This is a genomic window from Mesorhizobium sp. B2-9-1 (genome assembly GCF_006439455.1).
Taxonomy (GTDB): domain Bacteria; phylum Pseudomonadota; class Alphaproteobacteria; order Rhizobiales; family Rhizobiaceae; genus Mesorhizobium.
Map to the genome: position 1 here is coordinate 62,203 of NZ_VFTP01000020.1, position 23,999 is coordinate 86,201.

The 23,999-nt window shown below is 64.1% G+C and carries 17 protein-coding genes; 11 read left to right on the forward strand and 6 right to left on the reverse strand.

Translation table 11 applies throughout. The annotated features are described in order from the left end of the window. Positions 1-2: 2 nt before the first annotated feature. From FJW05_RS24290 to FJW05_RS24300, 3 genes are read left to right on the forward strand one after another with little or no spacing between them, the layout of a single operon-like run. Positions 3-500 (forward strand): hypothetical protein, encoded by a 498-nt coding sequence (locus FJW05_RS24290; protein WP_140636326.1) that lies wholly within the window; start codon positions 3-5, stop codon positions 498-500. A gap of 3 nt (positions 501-503) precedes the next feature. Further along, positions 504-1,589 (forward strand): DUF2169 domain-containing protein, encoded by a 1,086-nt coding sequence (locus FJW05_RS24295; protein ID WP_140636328.1) that lies wholly within the window; start codon positions 504-506, stop codon positions 1,587-1,589. Continuing rightward, positions 1,577-2,626 carry a hypothetical protein gene (locus FJW05_RS24300; protein ID WP_140636330.1) on the forward strand — a complete coding sequence of 350 codons (1,050 nt, stop codon included), beginning with the start codon at positions 1,577-1,579 and terminating at the stop codon, positions 2,624-2,626. Before FJW05_RS24295 ends, FJW05_RS24300 begins: the two co-directional genes overlap by 13 nt. On the opposite strand, the gene FJW05_RS24305 is transcribed toward FJW05_RS24300, so the two are convergent. Genes FJW05_RS24305 through tssI form a run of 3 tightly spaced genes read right to left on the reverse strand, consistent with a single transcriptional unit; the run spans position 2,627 to position 6,553 of the window. After that, the gene (locus FJW05_RS24305) at positions 2,627-3,781 is read right to left on the reverse strand and encodes a hypothetical protein (protein ID WP_140636332.1); all 1,155 of its coding nucleotides are present in this window, start codon (positions 3,779-3,781) and stop codon (positions 2,627-2,629) included. Between the two features lie 14 nt (positions 3,782-3,795). After that, on the reverse strand, positions 3,796-4,218 hold the full coding sequence (locus tag FJW05_RS24310; RefSeq protein ID WP_140636333.1) for a DUF6484 domain-containing protein: 423 nt from the start codon (positions 4,216-4,218) through the stop codon (positions 3,796-3,798). Between the two features lie 10 nt (positions 4,219-4,228). Continuing rightward, positions 4,229-6,553: a type VI secretion system tip protein VgrG gene (gene tssI, locus FJW05_RS24315; RefSeq protein ID WP_140636335.1), complete on the reverse strand. Its 2,325-nt coding sequence runs from the start codon at positions 6,551-6,553 to the stop codon at positions 4,229-4,231. A gap of 306 nt (positions 6,554-6,859) precedes the next feature. On the opposite strand from tssI, the gene tagH reads away from it, so the two are divergent. The 7 genes from tagH to FJW05_RS24350 all read left to right on the forward strand — a co-directional run bounded on the left by tagH (position 6,860) and on the right by FJW05_RS24350 (position 19,673). Then, positions 6,860-7,939: a type VI secretion system-associated FHA domain protein TagH gene (gene tagH / locus FJW05_RS24320; protein ID WP_140636337.1), complete on the forward strand. Its 1,080-nt coding sequence runs from the start codon at positions 6,860-6,862 to the stop codon at positions 7,937-7,939. Between the two features lie 536 nt (positions 7,940-8,475). Next, on the forward strand, positions 8,476-9,771 hold the full coding sequence (gene tssL, locus FJW05_RS24325; protein WP_348639834.1) for a type VI secretion system protein TssL, long form: 1,296 nt from the start codon (positions 8,476-8,478) through the stop codon (positions 9,769-9,771). After that, a complete protein-coding gene (gene tssM, locus FJW05_RS24330; RefSeq protein ID WP_181165057.1) occupies positions 9,771-13,298 on the forward strand; it encodes a type VI secretion system membrane subunit TssM in 3,528 nt (1,175 codons plus the stop codon). The genes tssL and tssM overlap by 1 nt, the downstream gene beginning before the upstream one ends. A 117-nt stretch (positions 13,299-13,415) precedes the next feature. Continuing rightward, the gene (locus FJW05_RS24335; RefSeq protein WP_140542150.1) at positions 13,416-14,195 is read left to right on the forward strand and encodes a PP2C family serine/threonine-protein phosphatase; all 780 of its coding nucleotides are present in this window, start codon (positions 13,416-13,418) and stop codon (positions 14,193-14,195) included. Further along, entirely contained in the window at positions 14,192-16,729 is a 2,538-nt protein-coding gene (locus FJW05_RS24340) for a serine/threonine-protein kinase (protein ID WP_140636343.1), read from the forward strand. The genes FJW05_RS24335 and FJW05_RS24340 overlap by 4 nt, the downstream gene beginning before the upstream one ends. An 11-nt stretch (positions 16,730-16,740) precedes the next feature. Then, positions 16,741-17,235: a DUF1036 domain-containing protein gene (locus FJW05_RS24345; RefSeq protein ID WP_181165058.1), complete on the forward strand. Its 495-nt coding sequence runs from the start codon at positions 16,741-16,743 to the stop codon at positions 17,233-17,235. After that, complete coding sequence (locus FJW05_RS24350; RefSeq protein ID WP_140636345.1) at positions 17,232-19,673, forward strand: M23 family metallopeptidase; 2,442 nt, start codon at positions 17,232-17,234, stop codon at positions 19,671-19,673. Before FJW05_RS24345 ends, FJW05_RS24350 begins: the two co-directional genes overlap by 4 nt. Positions 19,674-20,130: 457 nt before the next feature. On the opposite strand, the gene FJW05_RS24355 is transcribed toward FJW05_RS24350, so the two are convergent. Beyond that, positions 20,131-20,664, reverse strand: a complete 534-nt coding sequence (locus FJW05_RS24355; RefSeq protein ID WP_181165059.1) for an OmpA family protein — start codon at positions 20,662-20,664, stop codon at positions 20,131-20,133. A gap of 328 nt (positions 20,665-20,992) precedes the next feature. Between FJW05_RS24355 and FJW05_RS24360 the strand changes: the two genes are divergently transcribed. Then, entirely contained in the window at positions 20,993-21,484 is a 492-nt protein-coding gene (locus FJW05_RS24360) for a hypothetical protein (protein ID WP_246673623.1), read from the forward strand. Positions 21,485-21,524: 40 nt separating this feature from the next. Here the strand turns inward: FJW05_RS24360 and FJW05_RS24365 are convergent, their stop codons facing one another. After that, positions 21,525-22,685, reverse strand: coding sequence for a caspase domain-containing protein (locus FJW05_RS24365; protein WP_246673624.1), 1,161 nt, complete (start codon positions 22,683-22,685; stop codon positions 21,525-21,527). An 85-nt stretch (positions 22,686-22,770) separates the two neighbouring features. Next, entirely contained in the window at positions 22,771-23,862 is a 1,092-nt protein-coding gene (locus tag FJW05_RS24370) for an OmpA family protein (protein WP_140636351.1), read from the reverse strand. Positions 23,863-23,999 lie beyond the last annotated feature (137 nt).

Below are 23,999 nucleotides of genomic sequence, written 5' to 3' on the forward strand. Positions count from 1 at the left end.
CCATGGCTCTTCCGGCGAAATACATGGTTCACAACATCGATTCGGGTTTTCAGCGGCTTATCGAGGCCCCAAAGGACATTGCGCAGCATTCCCATTTTTCCGCCAAGGGGATCGGCCTCAAGGAGGCGCATCCCGGTTATGGCGCCCTGTTCAAGCAGTACCGAGAGAGATTGCGCGATGCAGTTGAGGAAGCGGGCGAATGGTGGAGCGATGTCGTGGATGGCCTGGTCGAGAAAGAGTCAGGCGACTTCAAGAAAGGATTGGTGGCGGCGTATTCCGGGTGGCCGGCAGGCCCATCGTCCAACGATCGCGTGGTCGAAGCGGTCCGGGAATACTGGCTGGAGGTCTGTCAGATCGGTGAGACGCTGAAGAAGGCCGACAGGGTTGCGCCCGAGGTTTTCCTTCTGGGCTGGCTGCCGGAGAAATCGATCGAAAGGACCGTCCTGACCGGGATGCCTTACTGGCCGATCGGACTCGACGCCAAAGGAATGTGGTGCTGAACCATGTCTGACATCTGGGTCGAGAACAGGACGCCATTTCTGGCGGACACGCATGTCGAACCCAACGCGGACGGCCAGGAAGTCGTTGTCGTTATCATCTCCGCGACATTCCAAGGCGAAAACCCCAGCGCTGTCCTCGCTCCAGCTTCGGAGCAACTGCCGATTGCTTTCTCGGACGTCCCCTTCGGCAATCCAGCGGCTTCCTCGACGCGCTATGAAGCAGACATCGCGATCGTAAAACCGACCGCCGAGGTTATCATCAACGGCGCGGCTCACGCGCCTGACGGCAAGGCGATCAGGGAGATGCAGGTCGGTTTCCGGATAGGAACTTTGCGTAAGGTGTTGAATGTAGTCGGCGACCGCGTCCAGGAAGCTGGCGGATACAGCTCGCCCAATCCCTTTGTTAAGATGCCAATCGTGTATGAACGCGCCTATGGCGGGACCACTACCGATGGCAATGTCGAGGTACGCAATCCAGTGGGCATCGGATATCGGAATGCCAGATCGGCCGACCCTGCCGTGCGGTCCGAGGCGCCGAATGTGACCTATCCGAGCGAGCCTTTCCGCGCCGCTACGGATCGCCCCGCGCCCGCGGCGTTTGGGGCTTTAGGGCGGGGCTGGCAACCGCGGCTGAAGTACGCCGGCACGTTTGATGCAAATTGGGTGGCGACGCAGTGGCCTCTTCCACCCAAGGATTACGATCCACGCTACAATTTGTGCACGCCGTCCGACCAGCAACTTCCTGTCCTCAGGGGCGGCGAGGCCGTCACGGTGATCGGCATGACACCGTCGGGACGTTGGGATTTTAGGTTGCCGGCACTCACGATGCCTGTACGATTTATCTATGAGGACCGATCCGAAGATGAGTCGCTTCGCATCGACACAGCGATGATCGAGCCGGACAAACTGCAGGTCACCCTCAAGGCGCGCATAGCGCGCGTAACGCGCCGCAATGCTCCCGCACTGCGCGAAGTGATCGTCGGACACGTGACGCCTGGTTTCCTGATCGCTCGACGAAAAGGCAAAAGATACTTCGATTCGCGTGGGGGCAATGGGACGATCACCAGTAGGCCACCATGGCAAAGCTAACCGCCCCACTCTACATCTGCGGTGCCGGCGCCGTCACAGCGGCTGGTCTGAATTCCAGCCAAACCATCGCCGCAATTCGCGCCTCTCTGTCGGCGTATGACGAGTATGTTGTCGGCGAGCCGTTTGGCGCGGTCCAAACCGTTTCCCGTATTACCGCACACCACCAACTGAGGCGCACGTATGGCGAGTGGCTGGTCAATATGGCGGCGCGAGCCCTGGAAGAAACGCTGGGCAGCGGAGATGTGGATGCCAGATCGACCTGCATACTTCTGGCGCCGCCCGAGGGATTTCGCGAGCATCCGGCATTTGCGGATATCGCACAGCGCGACTTCCTCGACGCGGTGATCGGAGCGACCGGACACGAATTTCACCCCTCGTCGCGCGCCATCGACGGTGGCGCGGCGGCAGGATTGGGGCTGCTATCGCGAGTGTCGCAAGTCTTGGCCCAAGGTGATGTGAAGCAGGTTCTGCTCGGCGGGGTCGACAGCCTCGTGAACGACAAGGATATCGCGCGGCTCGAGGCGGCCGGACGGTTGCGCAGCAATGCCAATTCGGACGGCATGATACCTGGCGAGGCGGCAGCTTTCGTCCGGATTGCCGGTCTGGCGAACAGGCTGCCGAGAGCACCGTTGGCCCAGATTCACGGTGTTGGGATGTCGAGCGAGAGTGACTCGGTGCTGTCCGAGCGCTTCAGTCAGGGCCATGCGATGCTCGCGGCGTTGCGGGAGGCTCTCGATGGGGCACGGCCTACTGAGCCCGACATCGTTTTCGTCGTCAGGAACAGCAATGGCGAGCGCTATGACGGCTGGGAGCAGATGATCGCGCAGCCGCGCTTCTATCGCACACGTCGTGAAATGCTCCCCACTGCCTACCCCGCTATGACTGTCGGCGACGTCGGCTCGGCAAGTGGCGCGCTGGCATTGATGGTCGCAGCGGATAGCCTGGACAAAGGTTACGCGCCAGGGCCGGTGGCGATGGTCGAGGTGGCATCGGAGGGGGGATTTCGCGCCGCTGCGTTGGTCAGCCGCGTCGGATAACTACATCCAGGCCGGATGCTGCCGAGTCCTTCGCCAATCGACCAGCGGCGCTGACAAATTGGCAAATGCAGTGCGGTAGGCGTCGAGCTTAAGACGCCGCATCGACATGAAGCGTTTGGACTTTCCCTTATTCTCGTTCCACCATGCTTCAACCTTGTCGGCGATCGGCAGTGGAAAATCCTCGACCTTCTTGAACTCCTTGCCCAACGATGGGGGGTCCAGGGTAAAGACGCCTGTATCGTTGAAATCCGTCTCAATAAGATCACGCAAGGCAAGACCGGCGGTATAGGCCAGCGATGGATCACGCATCTTTTCGACTAGCCATTGCATAATCGACACTTCACCTAGAATCCCCATCGCCCCGAGCGCCGCAAGGCGCATCGACGGTTGGTCAAGTCGCTCTTGCAACCATCTTTTTGCTTCCAGTTTGGGCGTGACCAAAAGTCGGATGTCTATCGCCTCTCTACCTATGAAACCATCTGCCCGGGCTAGTTTGTCCAGGGTCGCGTAAGCATACTGCGCCTCGCCGAGAAGGCAGAGCGCGCGCGCTGCCGCCAGCCTCTCGCCCGGATCGTTCGCCTTGAGCGCGGCGGACACGTCGCCTATCAAGTCACGCCGTCGCATGATCCCGGCCAACCGGATGGCTCGCGTCCGGACGCCGATGTCGGGACTCAGAACAAAGCCTTGCAGGCGATCGCCAGCGTCGACCCTGTGGTGGGTCAGAGCGATCAGCCCCAGCGTTTGCAGCAGCGGGTCCTGCTCATCCAGCCATTGCGGTACAAAAGCGCGGAGCTTGCCGCGCGTCGTGCACGCGATTGCACCAGACATGCCGGCAATGCCGCTACCTATGGCCCGGACACCGTCAAGGGCGGTATCCAACAGCTTCCTACTGCCCCAGTGCAGGGATAGTACGCCGATGGCGAAAAGTTCTGCAGGTGCAGCATAGTCGGAGAAGCGGGCCAAGGCCAAATTCCATGCAGCTTCGCCGGATGCGATCATGCCCTCGATGTTGGCGTGAAGGCGCTGGTCGATGCGACCGATATCGACCTCGCCCAGAATTTGACCGTCGATTTCGTGCCGACGCCTCGACCACAGGAAAGAGACATCTTCGACATGCTGGGCCACGATGGCAGCAATCGTTGCAAAGCGCTGCATTGTCACAATACGGCTCAGTTCAGATGCACTGCCGCGCCGCGGACGCGATTGACCCCGCTGGCGTGGCTATTGAGTTGACTGCCGCGTATGGAGATACGCCCGTCCTTTTCCAAGATAATCGAGGCCAATCCGCAGCGCAGTTCGATGCGATCCGTTGCGTTGATCGTGACCGTTTCTCCGTCGCGTATCACCGCAGCGCCACTGCGATTGCGTGCAGAATCCACGATACGCCCGACGACAAGCGGCTTCGAAGGGTCACCACCTTCGAAAAGCAACGCAACTTCCGAGCCGAGGGCGGCGGTATCGAGACCCGTCAGGCTTCGCGCAGCGATGGCGGTCTCCCGGGGATTGCCAACGAAGACCACGAGCGGCGCGCCATCCTCGAACCCGATGAGCAGGCCTATGACGACGCCATCTATTCGACCCAACACATCCATTTCTCGATCCTCAATTATTGTGGACGGTGCTGCCCTTGATGTTCACATCGCTGTCTGCGTTGACGTTGATCTTGCCGCTGCCCTTGATGGATATATCCTTGCCTTCGATAGCGATATTGCCGTTCTTCTTCATCGTGATCGTGGCCGAGCCGCATTTGAGCGTGATCGAATCGCCGGCGTCGATCACCAAGTTCTTGCCAACTTTTATCGAACTGTCTTCGCCGACGCTGATCGAGCTGCCCTTTGCGATCCCCAGCGAGTGAGCACCCCCGACTGACGTGGAGTCATCGGCCCCTACGCTGGCGCTGCGCGCCGCGCCAACGCTGAATTTCTGAGCGCTCCCGATCGTCACGCTTTGATCCGCGCCAATGTTGACCGTCTGCCCGGCTCCAACGTTCCAGCTGTCGCTGGCCCCGATATCATGGCTTTGGCTGATGCCGACACTGACAGCGCGGGTCGCCCCGATGGTATTTATCTGTGTCGCGCCAACGGTTCTGGTTTCCGCCGCCCCCACCGTGTCCACGCGCGCGACAGCCACCGTCACCGTCTGGTTGAGCCCCACCGTCTGCGAATGGTTGGCGTCGATGTTCTCCGTCGAGTTGGCGACGACATGGATCGTCTCGTTTGCCATCACTGTCAGCGAGCGATTCTTGCCCACTGTCTCGGTGTCGTTCGAGCCGATGTTCGTCGTCTGGTCGACGCCGATCTTGACGGTCTTGTTGTTGCCGACGTCTTCATCGAGGTTGTGGCCGACGGAGTGCTTGGCGTCGTGGTCAATACGGTCGGACTGGTCGTGCTGGACCGTCTTGTTGCGGTCGTGCTTGATCAGCAGATGGTGGTCCTTCTGGGCCTGGAAATTGACCAGCTCGGAGCCGGCCTTGTCCTCGAACATCAGCTCGTTGTAGCCGCCGCCGCCTTTCGAGGAATTCGACTTCCAGCCGGACTGTGTGGCGTTGCCCGGTAGCCCATAGGGCGGCATCTGTGAGGCGTTGTAGACGCGGCCGGTGATGATCGGCAGGTCCGGATCGCCTTCGATGAAATCGACGATGACCTCCTGGCCGATGCGTGGGATCTGGATGAAGCCCCAGTTGCTGCCGGCCCATGTCTGCGAGACGCGCACGAAGCAGGATGAGTTCTGGTCCTTCTTGCCGAGCCGGTCCCAGTGGAACTGCACTTTCACCCGCGCATATTTGTCGGTGAATATCTCCTCGCCCGAAGGACCGACGACGGTCGCCGTCTGCGGGCCGCGCATGATCGGCCGCGGCGTGATGCGCGCCGGGCGATAGGGCAGTTTGGTGGGTGCCACGCCGAGCACCACCTTGAAATTCTCGCTGTGGGCCTCGTTCTGGGTCCGGTAGCCCGGGTCGAACAGCCGGTATTCGGCGCTGACCACCAGATAGTCCTGGTTCTGGTCGTCGCGCGGAAAGCTTTCGAGCGTGAACTTGCAGCCGGAAAAAAGGCCGCGCACGGTGCCCACCGCCGTGCTGTGCTGGTGCACGGCCTGGAGTTCCTCGCGGCGGATCCCTGCGATCTTGTCGCCCCGCCCGACATCGAGATGCGCGCCGGGCTGGCGGTAGTTCTCGCCCGAGGCTTCCTTATGGGCGAAAGGCTGGGCGGATTTCGCCATCAGATCGGCGCCGGGCTTCTCGAAATCATAATCCGTATGGGCATAGGCGCCAGGGCGCACCGCGCTGCCAGGTATCCATTCGGTGATGTATTCGACATCGCGCCGTGAGGCCTGGCCCTCGAAATTGTAAAGCACCTTCTCGTAACCGGGCGCCGACTTCAGCTTGCTCATCGCGTCGCAGAGGATGAGCGTATGCTTGCCCTCGTCATGCTCGAAGAAATAGAAGATGCCCTCGTGCTCGAGCAGCCGCTGAACGAAATCGAGATCGCTCTCGTCGTACTGGACGCAATATTCGCGCTGAGGATAGGACCCCTGCAGCCGCTTCTCGAATTTGGCGATGCCGTATTTCGAGAATATCTTCTCGACGATCTCCACCGCCGTCATGTTCTGGAAGATACGACAATCGGTGGTGTTGCCGAGGAACCAGAGCCATGGCCTGACGGTCGCCTCGTAGAAGGCCAGCCGGTCCTCGATGCGGGTCAGCTTGAAATCCGACACGAGGCCGCTGAACCAGCGCTTCGGATCGGATTCGCCCTCGACCGAAACGACGCCGCCCAGCATCTTCAACGGATCGACGTCGCGGTTTTTCGAGACGAAGCCGACCCTATAGGCAAAACAGCGACTGATCTCATCGCGGCCGATGAGATGGGTGAAGGTCAGGTCGGCGCCAGCCGGCGTCTGCACAACCGTGGCGCGTTCGTTCGGCATGGTCGTGCCCCTCCTGGACGCGGCCGCCAGTATGATGGATTGAAGCCCCCGCTATGTTAACCGCATCACGTTCGGGAACTTTTCACGCCCACCGCACCGGACCGCTTTCAGCCTAGCATATGTTTGGCGGCCGCCAAATAACAGCCGTGGCTAAACTGCCCCATGCGCCGGTGTGAAACGCTCCTCTCCCGCCGCGCTCGCAAGCTGCTAGAATGCCAGAGCAATTCCAGGAAAGCTACGTTGGCGTTTCCGCCCGGATTGCGCGGAAAATAAGCATTTGTTGACCAAGTTGGGCGACGCTTCCGGATGTTCATCTCGCTCCAGATCAGCAATGTCGACAGGCTGCCGGCCGGCACCACCGCCAGCTACGCCGCCCGCGACCGCAGCTTCGAGATCGGCCGCGAGAATTGCGACTGGACGCTGTCGGACCCGGACAAGTTCATTTCGGGCCGGCACTGCGAGGTCCGCTACCAGGCGGGCTCGTTCTGGCTCTACGATGTCTCGCGCAACGGCACTTTCGTCAACGGGTCCAGCCAGCGCATGAGCGGGCCGCATCGGCTGGCGCAGGGCGACCGGCTGCTGATCGGCCGCTATGTCGTCGGCGTTTCGATCGAAGACGAACGGGCCCCGACCGGACATCCGCAGACCGGGACGACATCGACGCAGCGCGAGCTGCCGCCCTCGCCCGGCGGCCCGTCGGTTCCCGGCCATGAGCCGTTCTTCAGTCCGGCGGAACAGCACCCGACCGGGGCGGCGCCCGTCTCCAGATCCTCGGCCCCGCAGCCCGGTCCGGCGGCCCCGGCCAATCGGCCGGCGGAAGCGGACGCGATGCTGCGGGAGATCGCCAGGGCGGCGGGCATCGCGCCTGACTTGCTGCAGTCGCGCGACCCGCACGATGTCGCGGCCGAGATCGGCGCGGTGCTGAGGAGCACTGTCGAGCAGCTATCGCTGCTGCTCAAGGCGCGCGCGGCGGCAAAAGTTCTCGCCAAGAGCTCGCACCGGACAATGATCGGCGCCGAGGACAACAACCCACTGAAATTCGTGCCGGGCACCGACGACATATTGGAGATCATGTTCGCCAAGCGCAGGGCCGGTTATCTCGATGCCAGGCGCAGCGTCGAGGATGCGTTCCGCGACCTGAAGGCGCATGAGATCGCGACCTATGCCGCCATGCAGGCCGCGCTGTCCAGGCTGCTCGACGACTTGTCGCCGGAGGCGATCGCCAAGAAAATCCCGCCGGCATCCTTCTCGTCCAGGAAGAGCCAGGCTTGGGATGCGCTTGTCGCGACCTGGCGGGCGATGGAAGACAAGCACGAGAACGGCATGCTGGATGTCTTCCTCGCCTATTTCGCCGAAGCCTACGCCAAGGCCGACAAGCAGAAATAGCCGCACGGCACAGACCCCGCCAACCGTATGTGACGGGTCTCATAGAAGATGCCGCCCCTTCGAGCATCTTGCTCTGCGATTTCAATCGGCGGGCCGTTTCAATTGGGTATCCGGGCGACTAGAATGCCCAGGGACGCTTGCCCGGCGGGCAAAGCGGCGTGGCTTGGGGCGTGTGCAGCAATGTCATGTTTCGGCGAGATGAGCCTTTCCGTGCGGCCCGCCGCTGAGGTTCAGCCTGAAACGCGTTTCCCCGGGCAAAGGTGTGCCTGTTGCGCCGCGACGATAGGTCGTCGCCGATGAGCTCCAAGGACGATCCTTCCAGGCCGGCGGACAAGACCGTCATCCGCGCGCCGCGGCCAAAGCAAAAGCCGCTTGCGGCTCCCGAGAGATCCGGTCCGGAAGGCGCACGTCCTGCTCCAACGCCTGCTCGCGAAGCGACAGTGTTCGACCCCGGCGGCGGCCGACAGATGCCAACCGGCTGGTCATCCGAAACCGTGCTGTTTCAGGGCCCAACCCCGGGAGCAGAGGTCAACGCGATGCCGGAGCTGCCTCAGGATGCCCTGCTCGCCGCCGCCGAGGGCGTGCAATACGCCGCGACAAATCCGATCCTTGCCGCGGCGGCGGCGCTGCTGATGCTCTTCGGCCAATTGCGGCTGATGCCGGTCGAACGGCAAGCCGCGCCCTTGGCGGAGCGTATCGCCGACGCGATCGAGACCTTCGACCACGCGATCGCCAAAGCCGGCGTAGCCGAGGAAGACGCACGCATCGCCAAATTCGCCCTTTGCGAAACCGCCGACGACCTCGTCGGCAATCTACCTTGGCCGGGCAAGGACAGCTGGCTCCAGCACAGCCTGGCGGCGCGGTTCTTCCACACCCAACCGGCGGGCACGGGCTTCTACGAAGCGTTGAACAAGATTCTGGCGAGGCCGGAAGCACATTACGACCTGCTCGAACTGATGCATGCCTGCCTGTCGCTGGGCTTCGAAGGCCAGTATCGGGGATTGACAGGCGAACGAAACATGCTCGAACGCGTCCGGCGCGACGTCTACGACACGCTGCGCTATTTCAAGCCGCGCGCCGATGATGACATCTCGCCACGCTGGCAAGGCATGGCGGCTGCGTTGCCGAAGCCGAGGGCGCGGCTGCCGCTCTGGGCGGTCGCCGCCGCCGCGGCGACGCTGGTGACGGCGGCCTTCTTCGGACTGCGGGTGCTGATCACCGACGAAGGCGACGCGACCGCCGGCGAATTGCTGGCGCTCAACCCGTCGACGCTCGTCACCATCGAGCACGCCAGCGTGGCGGCGCCCGCTGAACCGGCGCAAGCCAGCCTGCCTCCGCCCGCGGTCCCAGATACCACCCAGATCGACCGCATCAGCGCCGCACTTGCCAAGGAGATCTCCGGCGGCGGACTGCGCGTCGGCGAGAAGGGCGAATTCATCGTCGTCGAGATCAACAACCAGCTTTTGTTTGCGTCCGGCCAGGCGGAGCTGAAGCCGCAGTTCCAGCCTGTCGCGGCCGACATCGCCACGGCGCTCGACGCTGAACCGGGCCCCATCAACATCATCGGCCACACCGACGATGTGAAGCCGAAGAAATCGAGCACGTTCAAATCGAATTTCGATCTTTCCGTTGCCCGGGCGAAGGCCGTTCAGGCGATGATGGCCAAGCGATTGAAGGACCCGTCGCGGCTGAGCGCCGACGGCAAGGGGGAGGACGAACCGATCGCCGACAATGGCACGGCGGAAGGCCGCGCCAAGAACCGCCGCGTCGACGTGATGATCCCGAAACAGGAGACCTTGCAGACGAGCGCGGCGGCGGAGAACGGCGACTGATGCGCTGGATGCTGCGGATCTTCAGCTTGGCCGCGCTTGCCGGTTTCTCGGCGGCGGTCTGGTATGCCGGGCCGCTGATCCGCTTCGCCGATACACGCCCGCTTGGACCGGTGTGGCTCAGGGCCACGATCATCGGCGTCACCATCGTGGTGCTTGCGCTGTTCTACGGCATCCGCTTCTGGCAGCGGCGCAAGGCGCAAAAGGCGCTCGAAACGGCGATCGTGCGCGGCGACGAACGCCACGACGATTCGCAGGTGCTCGAAGCGCGCATGAGCGAAGCGATCGCGACGCTGAAGCGGACGAGCGGCAAGCGCAATTTCCTGTATGACATTCCCTGGTACATCATCATCGGCCCGCCAGGCGCCGGCAAGACGACGGCGCTGGTCAATTCCGGGCTGAAGTTTCCGCTTGCCGGCTCGGGTGGCGCGCAGCCGCTGGCTGGCGTCGGCGGCACGCGATCCTGCGACTGGTGGTTCACCGACGAGGCGGTGCTGATCGACACGGCCGGCCGCTATACGACGCAGGAATCGGACCGCGAGCGCGACAAGGCAAGCTGGCTCGCCTTTCTAGGACTGCTCAAGAAGCACCGCACCAGGCAACCGATCAACGGCGTGATCCTCGCCATCAGCCTTGCCGACCTGATCGGCTTCGACGACCGGCAGCTCGACGCGCATGTCAGCGAGATCAGGAGCCGCCTGCGCGAATTGCACGAGACGCTGAAGGTCCAGTTCCCGGTCTATCTGCTGTTCACCAAGGCCGATCTCATCGCCGGTTTCATGGATTATTTCGGCGATTTCGACGAAGCGCGCAGGCGCAAGGTGTGGGGCGCGACATTCCAGACCGCCGACCGCACCAAAAACATGGCCGGCGAGGCGCCCGCAGCCTTCGACGAACTGGCGAAGCGGCTCGCCGAAGAAGTCGCCGACCGCCTGCAGGAAGAGCCCGACCCGCTGGCGCGGATCGCGCTGTTCGGCTTCCCCGCCCAGTTCGGCACGCTGAAGAACCGGATAACGCAGTTTGTCGGCAGCCTGTTCGATACCTCGCGCAGCCAGGTCAATGTCAGCCTGCGCGGGCTCTATTTCTCGTCGGGCACCCAGGAAGGCACACCCTTCGACCAGGTGCTGGGCGCGATCGGGCGCAGTTTCGGTAGTGCCGCGCAGGCGCATCTTTCCGGCGCCGGCAAGAGCTTCTTCCTGCACGATCTGCTGGCCAATGTGATCTTTCCGGAATCGGGCTGGGTGTCGTTCGATCGGGCGGCCGAACGCCGCATCAGGCTCGCCAGGTTCGGCGGCCTGGCCGCGATCGCGCTGGCGGCAGTGGCGGTGCTCGGCGTGCTTGGTCTCAGCTTCTTCGCCAACAAGGCGCTGATCGCTTCCACACGCCAAGCCATGGCGCATTATCGCGACAGCGCCGATAGCCTGCTCAAGAGCACGGCGGTGAGCGACGTCGACCTCGAAAACGTCATCGGTCCGCTCGACCAGCTGCGCAACCTGCCCGCCGGTTTCGAAAATAGCGACCAGGGAAAGCCTGTCGAGGAGACGTTCGGGCTTAGCCAGCGCGAGCGGCTGCTGTCGGCCTCGAAGACCGCTTACCGGCAAGCGCTGGAGCGGACCTTCCGCTCGCGGCTGCTGGTTCAGGCCGAGCGGACGATCCAGGCCAGGATGGCCGATCCGGTCGCGCTCTACGAGCCGCTCAAGATTTACCTGATGCTGGGCGGCAAGGCGCCGAAGGTCGACGACGAATTGATCGTCTCCTGGATGAAGCAGGATTGGGAGGAGAACCGCTACCCCGGCGAGAACAACCGCGAGGGCCGCACGCAGCTCGAAAAGCATCTGCGCGCCATGCTTGCGCTTGACGACGCCTACGATCCGACTTTCGCGCTCAACCAGCCGCTGGTCGAGGCCGCGCAGCGCTCACTCGGACGCATGAGCCTCGCCGACCGCGCCTCGGCGCAGATCAAGTCGGCGGTCTACGCGGCACGGCTGCAGGATTTCTCCATCGCCGCGAAAGCCGGTCCGGAAGCGCAGCTGCTGTTCGAGCGCACGGACGGCAGCCAGCTCGCCGATCTTCACGTCCCCGGCCTTTACACGCGTGCCGGCTTCAATCGCTTCTTCCTGCCGCAGCTGGCGCGCATCGCGCAGATGCTCGTCGACGACCAATGGGTGCTCGGCGGCGGCGGGGAACAGGGCGGCATCGACCAGGACCTGCCCAAGCTCGGTCCCGAACTCACCGATCGCTACGGCAAGGAATTCGCCGCCGCCTGGAACGGCGTGCTCGACCAGCTGAAGCTCAAGGCGATGCTGAAGGACAAGCCGCAATATCTGGCGCTCTCCGCCCTCGCCGCGCCGGACTCGCCCCTCGACCAGCTCTTCACCGCGATCGCCGATGAAACCGCACTGACGAAGGACAGCGGCGCCGAGGGCGATATCGGCACGGCGCAGCAGGACCCCTCCGGCATGGCCAAGGGCCTCGCCCGCATCGGCCTGCAGATCGCCGGCGGCAAGTCGCAAAGCCGCGCCGGGGCAAGCTCGGCCTTTGCGCAGAATGCCGGCGCGAGCGTCGAGGCGCAGTTCCGTTCGTTCCAAGCGTTGGTCGGCGGGGCCGCCGGGCGCCGGCCGCTCGATGCGCTGACGCAGAACTTCCACGACATCTTCCAGAGCCTGAAGCTCGCGGCCGATGTCCCCGCGCAGACCGAACGCGTCAACGCCAATTTGCAACTGCAGATCTCGACGCTAAGGGCCAATGTCTCGCGCCTGCCCAAGCCGCTGGCGCGCATGGTCAACGCGGCGGCGGACGAGCTCGAAGGCAATGTCGCCGAGGCCTCCGTCGCCAACCTCAACCAGAGCCTCGACCAGACGGTGACGCGCGTCTGCGAGGAGGCAGTCAACGGCCGCTATCCCTTCACACGCGACGGCACCGACGAGATTTCGATGGCGGATTTCACCAAGCTGTTTGCGCCGGGCGGGCTGATGGACCGCTTCTTCGCGCAGAACCTCGCGCCGCTGATCGACATGACCGGCCAGGAATGGACCTGGAAGCAGGATGCGCGTTCCAGCCGCGACCTAGCCAAGTCGACCCTGAAAGCGTTCCAGTCGGCGGCGGAAATCCGCAGCGCCTTTTTCCCTTCCGGTGGCTCGGTGCCCTCGGTGTCGATCACGATAACGCCCACCTCATTGAACAGCGAAGTCGACAGCGCTTTGCTCGACGTCGACGGGCAGACGGTCCAGAGCGCCCAGGCCGGCAACGCGCCGAGCATCGTGACATGGCCGAGCGGCGCCGCTTCCGGATCGGCGAGTCTCAGCCTCGTGCCGGAAATGCCCGGCCGCGAGTCGGTGCTGAAGTTCGAAGGGCCATGGGCATTGAAGCGGCTGTTCGACAAGGCGACCCTCACCGGCGACGGCGCCAATACTGAAGCCCGCTTCGTGATCGGCGGACGCGATGTCGCCTACACCATCCAGGCCGGCTCGGGCGCCAATCCGTTGCTGCTGCCGGCCTTGTCCGGCTTCAGCTGTCCGAAGGCGTTCTGAGATGGTCGGTCCCAGTCTTCATTTCGGTACTCTAATACATACGCTTGTGGCAGAGTGGCCTGGGCACGCGGCCCATGGCTGGTCACAGAGGACGCCTGCTGAGCGCTTGGTGGCAAATTGAGCACTGTCGCCCTCCCCATCGACAGCTTCGGCGTGAGCCACAAGGGCTGCGTGCGCGATCACAACGAGGATAATTACCTCATCGAGCCGCTGACCGGGCTGTGGGTGGTGGCCGACGGCATGGGCGGGCATGAGGCCGGCGAAGTCGCCTCGGCCAGCATCGTCGACCATCTGGCGACGATCGGAATTGCCAGCTCGGCGCCGGATCTTCGTGCCCGCTTCGAGGACCGGCTCAGCCGCGCCAATGCCGAGATCCGCAACATATCGCGCTCGCGCGGCATCACCATCGGCTCCACTTTCGCGGCCTTGCTTGCCATGGATGGGCGCTTCGCCTGCCTTTGGGCCGGCGACAGCCGCATCTATCTCGTCCGCAACGGCTCGATCTTCCAAGTTTCCAAGGATCACACCGAGGTGCAGGAATTGCTGGACCGCGGCATGATCAGCGCGGAGGAAGCGCGCGTCTGGCCGCGCCGCAACGTGATCACGCATGCGATCGGCGTCAGCGACGAGCTCGAGATCGATTTCCAGCAGGGCGAGTTGATGGCGGGCGACGTGTTCGTTCTGGGCACCGACGGACTGACCGCGCATGTCAGCGATGCCGAGATCGAGGCCGCGGTCAGATCCGCCACGCCGCGGACGGCATGCGAGAACCTCTTGGAAACCGTGCTGGCGCGCGGCGGAACCGACAATGTGACCATCGTGCTCGTGAAGATCGGCGACGGGCAGAGCGGCGCGCACCATTCGGATCGGTCCGCGGCGGAGGGCCTGGCCAGATGAGCGACGACGACAAGACACGGCTGTCGACGAACGTCACCTATACGGGTGTCGGCACGCAGCTCAGCGGCATCTACGAGCTCGACGAGAGGATCGCCTCCGGCGGCATGGGCGAAGTCTATCGCGGCCACAACATCCAGACCGGCGACCATGTGGCGATCAAGATCGTGCTGCCCGAATTCGCCCGCGACCAGACGATCCTGTCGCTGTTCCGCAAGGAAGCATCGATCCTCAACCATCTGTCGCACGACGCGGTGGTGCGCTACCACGTCTTCACCATCGATCCGGGAATCGGCCGCCCCTATCTTGCGATGGAGTTCGTGGACGGCCAGTCGCTGTTCGACGTTATGCGGCGCGGGCCGATGCCGGGCGAAGATGTGCGCCGGCTTTGCCATCGCCTGGCCTCGGGGCTCGCCGCGGTGCACCAGGCAGGCGCGGTGCACCGCGACCTCTCGCCGGACAATATCATCCTGCCCGGCGGTCGGGTGGAGCGCGCCAAGATTATCGATTTCGGCATCGCCCGTTCAGCCACCGTCGGCGGAGAAACGCTGATCGGCGGAAAGTTCGCCGGCAAATACAATTACGTCTCGCCCGAACAGCTCGGCCTCTATGGCGGCGAGGTCAGCGAGCAATCCGACATCTACAGCCTCGGCCTGGTGCTGGCCGCGGCGCTGCGCGGAAAGCCGCTCGACATGAGCGGGTCGCAATACGAGGTCATCGAAAAGCGCCGGGCGGTGCCGGACCTGTCGGATATCGATCCCGATTTCCGCGAGTTGATCGAAGCCATGCTGCAGCCGGATCCGCGCGACCGACCGGCCAGCATGGCCGAGATCGCCAGGGCGTCGCGCGGCGAGGATCTCGAGGCGACATTGCCGCCGCCGGTGTCGTTTGGCGCACGCGAACGCTCCGGCCTGCCGCGCGCCGGCTGGACGGCGCTGTCGGACTCCAAACCGCAGCCGCCTTCCGGCGAGCCGCGCTTCGTCGAGCATGTGCGTCCGGCGCATCTGTCGGAGCCGCGGCCTCAGCCGGCGGCCGCTTCACCCAGGGCGCCTGCGACTGCACCGGCCGTGCCGCGAAAAGCTTCGCGGATATCCATCATTGCCGGCGGCGTTGCGGCGCTGGCTGTGCTGGTTGGGGGCGGCCTTTATGTCAGTGGCGTTCTGGCGCCGCCGGTGGCGGAAAAATCCAGGCCGCTGACGCCGAAGCCGGTCGCGGAAGCGGTCAAACCAGTTGCAGAAGCCCAGCAGTCGGAAGCGCCGAGACCTCAGCCGCCGCCGTCCGCGTCTCAGTCGGGACCGCCAAAACCAGGCAGCGCCGCCACCATCGAGCCGACGAAGCCGACCATCCAATCCGATGCGGAGGCCAAGACACCTGCCGAGAAGCCGGTCCCGCCTGCCACTCAGCCGGAGAGCGAGGCCAACAGCCAACCGCCTGTCCGCCCGGTCGAGACCAAATCCGCGCAACCGTCAGCGGAGCAATCGCCGATGCCTGCACCGGTTCCCGCACCGAAGGCCGCGGAAAGCCAGAAGCCGGCGCAGCCTGCAACCGAGCCGGCGGTCAAGACGCCGGAACCGAGCCAGAGGGCTGAAAACAAACCAGTGCAGGAGGCAAGCCCACCGGCAGCCAAGCACAGCGTCAAAGACCTGGTCGACATGCTTTCCAGGCTGCAGAAGCCGAACGCATCCCCCCCTCCCGGTTCGGAAAGCCCGGCGCCGGTGCAACCGGTCAGCCCGCCGGCCGAGCCGAAGGCGCAGACCCCAACAGCCAACCCGCTGCAAACGCCGACCGCGCCGGCACAGCCGGCGCAGCAAATGCAGCCGCCGGCGGCCAAGCAGCCCGACAACACCGACGTCGCCATCAATGTGCCCAAACCGGCGGTTCCTTCACCGGAACCGGACACGGCCGCGTGGACGGAGCGCCGCTCCTGGGTGCGCGATTTCAGCGGCGGCAGCTGTTTCTACGCGAACGTCACCTCGGGACCCGGCGCTTCCCCGGCGATCGAAGGATTCGGAACCGCGGTCCAGCCCTTCGAACAATTGCTCAATGATTTCCAGGCGAGGTTCCATGTCGAGCCGGACATCAGCGTGCGCCTGATCACCCCGCCGCAGTGCGGAGTGCCCACTTTCCTTCGCTTCCTCGACCGGAGCTCGGCTGAAAAGCCACAGCTTGTCCTCGACCGGACATCGGTCCCCGACGGCTCGCCGGTGAGCGGCGCGCTGTATACGGGCGGCGGGCTTGTCTCGAACATCATGCTGATCGACCACAAGGGCATTGCCTTCAATCTCGACGACCGCATGGTGCCGCAGACCGACAAGGTGACCTTCAACATCCCGATCGGTCTCGCTGCCGCGGACAAAGCAGCCGGCAAGGCGGTGCCGCAGATCATGCTGGTGATCACCGGCCCCAAAGACATCCAGGCCGCCATGTTCTCCAGACCGACGCCGGCCTCGGAGCTTTTGCCCAGGATACTCGAGGAGATCGAGGCCGATGGATCGCAGTTCTCCGCCACGGCCACCTATTTCCGGCTTGGCGGATAGCATGAACGCCGATGGACCTTCGCACCCTGCGTACCTCGAGCCGGCCCTCGCCACGCAAGCAGCGTAGCCGGCTCCGATTCCCGTTGCCGAGCCGCATGACGCTTGCGGCGCTGCTCGGCGCGGCGCTGTTCTCGATCCTTTCGCCCGCCAAGGCGCATGCCGAATTCACCGTCTGCAACCAGACGCTCGACGTCGTCAATCTCGCGGTCGGACAGAAAGTCGACAATGCCGACCAGACGGACGGCTGGTGGACCATCGGCGCCAACCAGTGCGTCAACGTCATCCGCGAGGAGCTGGCCAACCGCTACATCTACCTCTATGCGACGGACGTCTTCGGCCACGCGATCCTCAACGGATCGACCGAGATGTGCATCGACCGGCGGCGCTTCTCGATCCGCGGCATCGAGGAGTGCTGGCAGCGCGGCCATATCGCGGCGCGCTTCGTCGAGGTCGATACGCAGGAGCAGGTGCGCTGGACCTACTTCCTGACCGGAAGCAGCCCGTGACGCACGCGATCGACACGAGCTTCAAACAGAAGAAGCTGGCGCGCGTGGCCGAGCGCCGGCGCAAGCTCTGGCGCGGAATCCTTGCAGGGGCCGCAACGCTCGCCGTCGTCGCTTTGGCCACCGGCTTCTACCTGACCAAGGAGTATTGGTCGTTCGGCGACGAGGACGAGGAGCTGCATCCCGTCGAGGGCATGGAAGACGTGCCCCCCGATGCCTCGGTCTATGTGCCGGCGATCATCGATCTCGCCGGCGATCCGATGTGGATCACGCTGGCGCCCGATGCCGACAGCGCGACGAAGGGCAAGACCGTCGTCCGACCAGCTGAGCTCGACAGTTCCGGGGCTTCGCCGCAGATCGAGATCCTGTCCGACGTGATGCTGAGCGCCAGCGAGAAGTTCATGACGACGATCCCGTCGACGCAGGAGGATTTCGCCTTCTTCCAGGCGCAGCGGCAGGCCGCTTCCAAGCCTTCGGCAGCGACACCCGACCACGCGCAACCGGCACCGCCCGCTTCTGCCGCGGCGCCAGACGATCAACAGGGCGATCCGCAAGGTGACCTCGAGAACGACCTCCAGGCGGCGCCGGACGAGAGCGACGCCGGCCCGGCGCCCAAGGCCGACGCCGACGACCCCGAGGCCGGCTGGGGCGAGACCATCGACCAGGGCGAAGCCGCGCTCCCGGCTTTCAAGAAGACCGCGGTCGAGAACAACACGACCGTTGCGACCGTCGCCAGCGAATACCAGCGCTTCGAGGCGACTGAGGACACCTTCGTGAAGATCCTCAACGACCGCAGCCTGGACAGCGTGGCGCTCGACGCGCATTTCTCCGCCGAGGACGCGAAGCTTGCGGGCGAGGCGCTGAAGACGCTGTTCAACCGCGACGGGCTGGAGCCCGGCTTTGTGGTTGCCATGCGCGGGTTCCGTCCGAACCGCGAGACGACCACCATGTCGCTGATGCAGGTCTCGATCTACGCCAAGAATGTCTATGTCGGCACGCTGACGCGCAATGCGGCCGGCGCCTTCGTGTCGGGCGTCGACCCCTGGGTCCGCGAGGACCTCTTCAACTATTCCGGCGCCTCGGACCAGGGCGGGCCCAAGCGGCAGTACCGCCTGCTCGACGCGATCTATTCGACGGCAGCACGCAACAAGGTGCCGACCAGCGTCATCGGCGAGGCGATCATGTATCTGTCAAGGGGGCAGGACCTCGACGCCTTCGCGAGCGAGGACCAGCGCCTGGTGCTGATCTATTCGCAGACGCCGCGCGGCCAAGGGGAGATCTCCGGGCGGGTGCTCTATGTCGGCGTCCAGGGCACGGACAAGAGCCTTGACTGTTTCGTCTTCCAGCAGAGCGACGGCCAGTATGCCTGCGTGACGGGCGACGATCAGGTCCGCTCGCTGACCGTCACCAACGGCATGGTCACACCGGTCGCCGGAGTGATGACCTCGACCTTCGGCCCGCGCAAGCATCCGATCCTCGGTACGGTTCGAATCCACAAGGGCGTCGACTGGGCGGCGCCGGTCGGCACGCCGGTGATGGCCGCCTTCGACGGCGCGATCTCCTTCCAGGGCGATGGCGGCAGCTACGGCAATCTGGTGAAGATCACGCATGCCAACGGCCGCGAGACGCGTTATGCGCATATGCAGAAATTCGCCATCGCCAGCGGGGTCGGCACCAACGTGAAGGCCGGCGACGTCATCGGCTATATCGGCACCACCGGACTTTCGACCGGGCCGCATTTGCATTTCGAGCTCTATCAGAATGGCGAGGCCATCGATCCGCTGGGCACGGTCACTTCGGTTGCCACCGCCGTTTCCGTCAGTTCCGGCGGTTCGGCCGATTCCGCCGTCGAGACGCTGACCGACCGGATCGTGCATGTCGAAAGCGGCGGCAGCGCCCGTGCCAAGAACCCGCTTTCGTCGGCGACCGGCGCCGGCCAGTTCATCTCCAAGACCTGGATCCGGATGATGAACACCTATCGTCCCGATCTCGCCCGCTCGCTTTCGACCGCCGACCTTTTGGCGCTCCGCTACGACGCGACGCTGTCGCGCGAGATGGTGCGCAACCTGGCGCGCGAAGGCGAAGCCTATCTGCGCGCCCGCGGCCACCAGATCACCGCCGGTCGCCTCTATCTTTGCCATTTCCTCGGCATGGAAGGGGCGCATCAGGTGCTGGCGGCGCCGGGCTCGTCGCAATTGACCGCGGTTCTGGGATCAGCCGTCATCCAGGCCAACCCGTTCCTTACCGGCAAGACCGCCAGTTATGTTGTGGACTGGGCCGAGCGGAAAATGGGGCAGAAAGCGCCGCGCGTGGTGACCGACCAAAGCCAGCCGGCGACGACCACGACCGAAATCCGGCAGACGTCTCCGGAATTCGAAAAATACAAGCAGGCGATCACTGTGCTGATAAGTTCGATCCAGAACACGCTGGAGCCCGGCTAGCTAGTGGCCCTGCACAGGGACTTTGACCGGTCGGCTCTGTTTGCGTTGGCAGGCGGCATGCGTTGGAGATTGGCCGAAACGCCCATCGCGATCGTCATTCCAGGGCGGAGCAGGAGCGAAGCTCCGTCGCGAAGACCCTGGAATCCATGCCGTTACCTTCGCCAAGGCGTGCAACGGAGCAGAATTCTGCACCGTGGCGGCGCCTCAACGTCACGGAATGGATTCTATGGTCTGCGCCGCGTCGCTTCGCTCCTTGCTTCGCCATAGAATGACGACGTTGGGGCGGCTTCAACCACTCCCCGGCGTTTGCGCTGATTTCACGGAAATGACCAAGGCGCTGATCTTCGGCACCGGCATCGCGGTAGGCGGTGCGCTCAAGAACTGACAGAGGACAAAGCCCGGCCGGTCGGCGGGCCGGCAGTCTCGCCATGAGCCGTCCGGAGACAGGGCCGGCCGCCTATTGCGTCCTGATCCGCATTTCCACCCGGCGGTTGACCGGATCGTAGGGATTGGCGACGCGCGGATGCGACTTGCCCAATCCGATCGGCGCGAGGCGGGTCGGTTGAACGCCGTTCGCCGTCAGGAAGGCCGCCACCGATTGCGCCCTTCGCTGTGACAGGTCCTGGTTGTAGCGATCCGTTCCGGTCGCGTCGGTGTGGCCTTCGACGACGAAGCTGAACGTGCTCAACCTATTGTCCTTCAGCGCCTTGGCGAACTCGTCCAGCTCCGTGCGCGCGGTCTGGTCGAGCTGGGCCGAATCCAGGGCGAAATTGATCATCATGTCGAGGCTGCCCTTTTGGGGCGCCTCGTTCTTGTCGGCCTTGCTCTTGCACTCTTCCTCGGTGCCGACGCAGATACCGCGCGACGCGCCGAGATTGCTCTGGCCGGCGAAGAACTTCACGATGTCTTCCGATTTCTGTAGCGGATCGGCATAAACGTGCGTTGAAAAAAGCACGGTCGCCAATGCCAAGGCTGAGCTGCCCCACCGCATGACCGTCACTCCTGTTTGAGCGGGTTTCGCTGGCGCACCATATCAAATCTTGAAGCGATTGTCTGTGAACAAGCGCACGTTGCCGATGGCCGCCACCTGCTAAAAGCTGGAGCATGATGCCGAAAAATATGAAGCGGTTTCGGGCGACATCATGCTCTAGTTCTTTGATTTAGAGACGGGTTCATCCGGCTCTAAGGCTTGACCGGCTCTCGGCTAAAGGCTTGAGTGGTTGTCAGCTGGCTCTCGGGGTTTGGCAGCCATGGCCAACGAACTCGGATACAGAACCGCAAGGGATCTCTTTCTTGCCTGTCCCGCGATCGCCCGGGACATGAAATCGCCGGCCGCCAATCAATCCCCGCTTGAGTTCTGCCGCGCCCTGCTCGCTGGGCGCGTGCCGGAGGAGGCCGTCACGTTCTGTGCCTATCTCCTGCCGGAACGCGCCGCGGTCTGGTGGGGGCATGAATGCCTCAGCCATCTCTCAGAACTCCTTGCCGATAGGGACCTCGAATTGCTGGCGCTCGTCAATGACTGGGTCGGCGAGCCGGGCAATCCCCGCCATCGAACGGCGCTCGGCGATGCGGTCGATCCGTCGCCGACGACGCCGGCTGCTTGGATCGCTCTGTCCGCGGCTTGGCGCGACCCGGCCTTCGATATGCTGTCGACTGGATTTCCCGCCGCCCACGCCGTCAACGCCGGGATCCTGGCGGGGCTGGCGCGCGTCTCGACCGCGGACCGCTTTGGCGTGCTTTCGGCCTTCGTCGATATGGGCATCCAGATGGTGGAGATGGAGGCGCAGCGGCAATCGGTCGACGCCTATTAGGGCCCACCGCCATGCAGGGCTGCGAAGTCCCAATTCACGATCATTTACAGCCGCCTTGCGCCCACCTGGCCAAAGCGACCTTGAAGCGCGTGCCGAGCGGATGCTGCAGGCGCAGCACGGAGACGTCGTTGGCGGCGAAATTCTTCGCCTGCTCGCAGAGGCGGGTCTCGTTCCACTCGTGGCAGCCGTCGCAGTGCTTGCCTTGCCAGACCGATTTGTCGAGGCCTTCGACCGGACTGAAAAGCGGTTGTCCCTTGATCAGTTGGGCTATGCTCTTGCCGTCGATCGCCGGGTCGCCGAACTTGACGGGGCGATCGAAGAAGATCGGGCCGTCCGTCGCCAGCTTCGGGATCCTTTCACGCAGCACATTGAGCGCAAGCTGGTCGTCGGTCTGATCGGACGCCGCGCCGGTGTTGCGCGTCCCGGAGCCCGCTTCGGCCTGCGGCGTACCCGCCTCGCCGACGATCAGCGGCGCATTGAGATCGATCCTGTGCAGGACGACCTCGGTGGTCAGCGAGACGTTGATCCAGGGGCGCTGCTTGCCGGCGGTCGCCTTGAAGACATCGCTGGTCACCCTGTTCATCGCTTCGGTGATGGAGACGTTGGCTTCGCCGATATGCTGGAGCAGCGCCGTGGTGAACGGCGAGTGGTCGCCCGAACCGTCATAGGCGAGCTGGTTCGGACTTGCGGCGAAGGCGACCAGCGTGCCGGCGCCGCCATTCTCGATCGGGATCTCGGCGAGGCCGCTGCTTGCGCCCTTGATGCCGGCGGTCTTCGCCAGCACGTCGGCAAGCGGATTGTCGCGGCAAGCGTCCAGGAAAACCAGTCTTATGCTGGTCTCGCGCGACATCTGGCGCAGGACGAAATCGACCGAGACGGCCTCGAAATCGAGCGAGGTCTCGTCTTCGAGCGCGGCGTCGACCGGAAGCAGATAATTCTTGCCGGAGACCTGCAGGCCATGGCCGGCATAGAAGAAAAGCGCAATGTCGGCGCCCCGCACCTGCTTGGCAAACTGCGCGACCGTAGTCTGTGTCTGCTGCTTGGTGAGGTCGAAGCCGGAGACCACCTCGAAGTCGAGGTCCTTGAGCCGATCGGCCATGGCCTGCGCATCCCGCGCCGGATTGGCGAGCGGCGCCGCGTGCTGATATTGCGAGTTGCCGAGCACGAGCGCGACGCGACGCTCGGCATTGGCGGCGGCCATCGTCAGAATCAGGGCAAGCGCCACAAGTCCCACAGCGCGAAGCAGGCCACTGCAAAAGACGATCGGACCGGAACCCACCGCCACCTCAGTTGGCGAACTTGCTGGCGGAGAATTCGATCCGCCGGTTGAGCGCCTTGTTCTTGGGCGTGTCGTTGGCGGCGACCGGCTTGTCCTCGCCATAGCCGGTCGAGCTTATCTGGTTGCGCGGCACGCCGTCGGCGACGAGCGCATCGGCGACCGCCTGGGCGCGCCGCTCGGAGAGCGCCTTGTTCGCCTCGGCCGATCCGTCGGAATCGGTGTAGCCGGACACTTCGACCTTGAGGGCCGGGCATTTGCCGACGACGCCCTCGACCTCCGCCAGCAGCGGGCGGCTCTTGGCGTCGAGCCTCGCGCTCGCCTGGCGGAAATAGATGGCGCCGGTGCGCGAGAGCACGGCAAACCGGTTGAGGCACTCCTCGTCGCTGAAATTGGCCTTCGCGGCATCGGTGGCGACGGGACCGACCTCGGCGGTCGAGGCCGCAACGGTCTGCACGGCGGCCGGCTTGGCGCCGTCCGCGGTGAAGACGAAATCGAAGGACACCGACGCCGTGGGCACGATGTTGGTCACGTTTGCCGCCTGCTGCAATTTGTCGATGTTGGGCAAGAGCCCGAAATCCTCGACATGGACCGCGACGGGCGCCTCCGAAGCGACGGAAACCTGGGTGTCGCTGATCATGGTGACGACGACGCTTGCCTCGAGATCCTTGTCGACGCCATGCAGGCTGAGGCGGAACGGCAATGTCGTCTTCACCCGGCGCTTGGCCGGCAGATCGGCGAACGCTGCCGGATCCACCTTCGCCGTCACTTCGGCCGTCGGATAGGTGAATGTCTCGAAAAACAGGAAGCGCATGCGAACGTTGCGCAGGTCGACACCCGTATCGACGGAATTGAGGTCAAAGCTGATCCTGGCGTCGCCGGCGGAACTCAGCGTGCCGGTGATGTTCCTGATCCTGTTGGTCTCGACGATCGTGTTCTTCTTGACCGACTGGTAGGTGAGCGCCGACGCGGACGGATCGAGCGTCCAGTTCGGCGCGGCGCCCGCAACCTGCGATCCGAAGACCAGCAGCGCGGCAACGACCAAGCCAAAAGCCGCGGCCTTGGCTCGCATTTTTCGCCAGAATGCGACGACTTCGAACATGGAACGCCCCCGCCAGGACAACCCGATCTCGATACCGGCATGTGACCGGAGCATAGAGCAATTGGCCGGGCTTGGCGAGCGGTTACGGCGGGCTGAATAAGTGACTCGCCGCAGCTATCGAACGCTCATCCCCAGCC

Excerpts from the sequence above, each read along its gene's own strand:
- FJW05_RS24290 (WP_140636326.1), top strand. The coding sequence starts at position 3 with ATGGCTCTTCCGGCGAAATACATGGTTCACAACATCGATTCGGGTTTT.
- FJW05_RS24295 (WP_140636328.1), top strand. The coding sequence starts at position 504 with ATGTCTGACATCTGGGTCGAGAACAGGACGCCATTTCTGGCGGACACG.
- FJW05_RS24300 (WP_140636330.1), top strand. The coding sequence starts at position 1,577 with ATGGCAAAGCTAACCGCCCCACTCTACATCTGCGGTGCCGGCGCCGTC.
- FJW05_RS24305 (WP_140636332.1), bottom strand. The coding sequence starts at position 3,781 with ATGCAGCGCTTTGCAACGATTGCTGCCATCGTGGCCCAGCATGTCGAA.
- FJW05_RS24310 (WP_140636333.1), bottom strand. The coding sequence starts at position 4,218 with ATGGATGTGTTGGGTCGAATAGATGGCGTCGTCATAGGCCTGCTCATC.
- tssI (WP_140636335.1), bottom strand. The coding sequence starts at position 6,553 with ATGCCGAACGAACGCGCCACGGTTGTGCAGACGCCGGCTGGCGCCGAC.
- tagH (WP_140636337.1), top strand. The coding sequence starts at position 6,860 with ATGTTCATCTCGCTCCAGATCAGCAATGTCGACAGGCTGCCGGCCGGC.
- tssL (WP_348639834.1), top strand. The coding sequence starts at position 8,476 with ATGCCGGAGCTGCCTCAGGATGCCCTGCTCGCCGCCGCCGAGGGCGTG.
- tssM (WP_181165057.1), top strand. The coding sequence starts at position 9,771 with ATGCGCTGGATGCTGCGGATCTTCAGCTTGGCCGCGCTTGCCGGTTTC.
- FJW05_RS24340 (WP_140636343.1), top strand. The coding sequence starts at position 14,192 with ATGAGCGACGACGACAAGACACGGCTGTCGACGAACGTCACCTATACG.
- FJW05_RS24345 (WP_181165058.1), top strand. The coding sequence starts at position 16,741 with ATGGACCTTCGCACCCTGCGTACCTCGAGCCGGCCCTCGCCACGCAAG.
- FJW05_RS24355 (WP_181165059.1), bottom strand. The coding sequence starts at position 20,664 with ATGCGGTGGGGCAGCTCAGCCTTGGCATTGGCGACCGTGCTTTTTTCA.
- FJW05_RS24360 (WP_246673623.1), top strand. The coding sequence starts at position 20,993 with ATGAAATCGCCGGCCGCCAATCAATCCCCGCTTGAGTTCTGCCGCGCC.
- FJW05_RS24365 (WP_246673624.1), bottom strand. The coding sequence starts at position 22,685 with ATGGCCGCCGCCAATGCCGAGCGTCGCGTCGCGCTCGTGCTCGGCAAC.
- FJW05_RS24370 (WP_140636351.1), bottom strand. The coding sequence starts at position 23,862 with ATGTTCGAAGTCGTCGCATTCTGGCGAAAAATGCGAGCCAAGGCCGCG.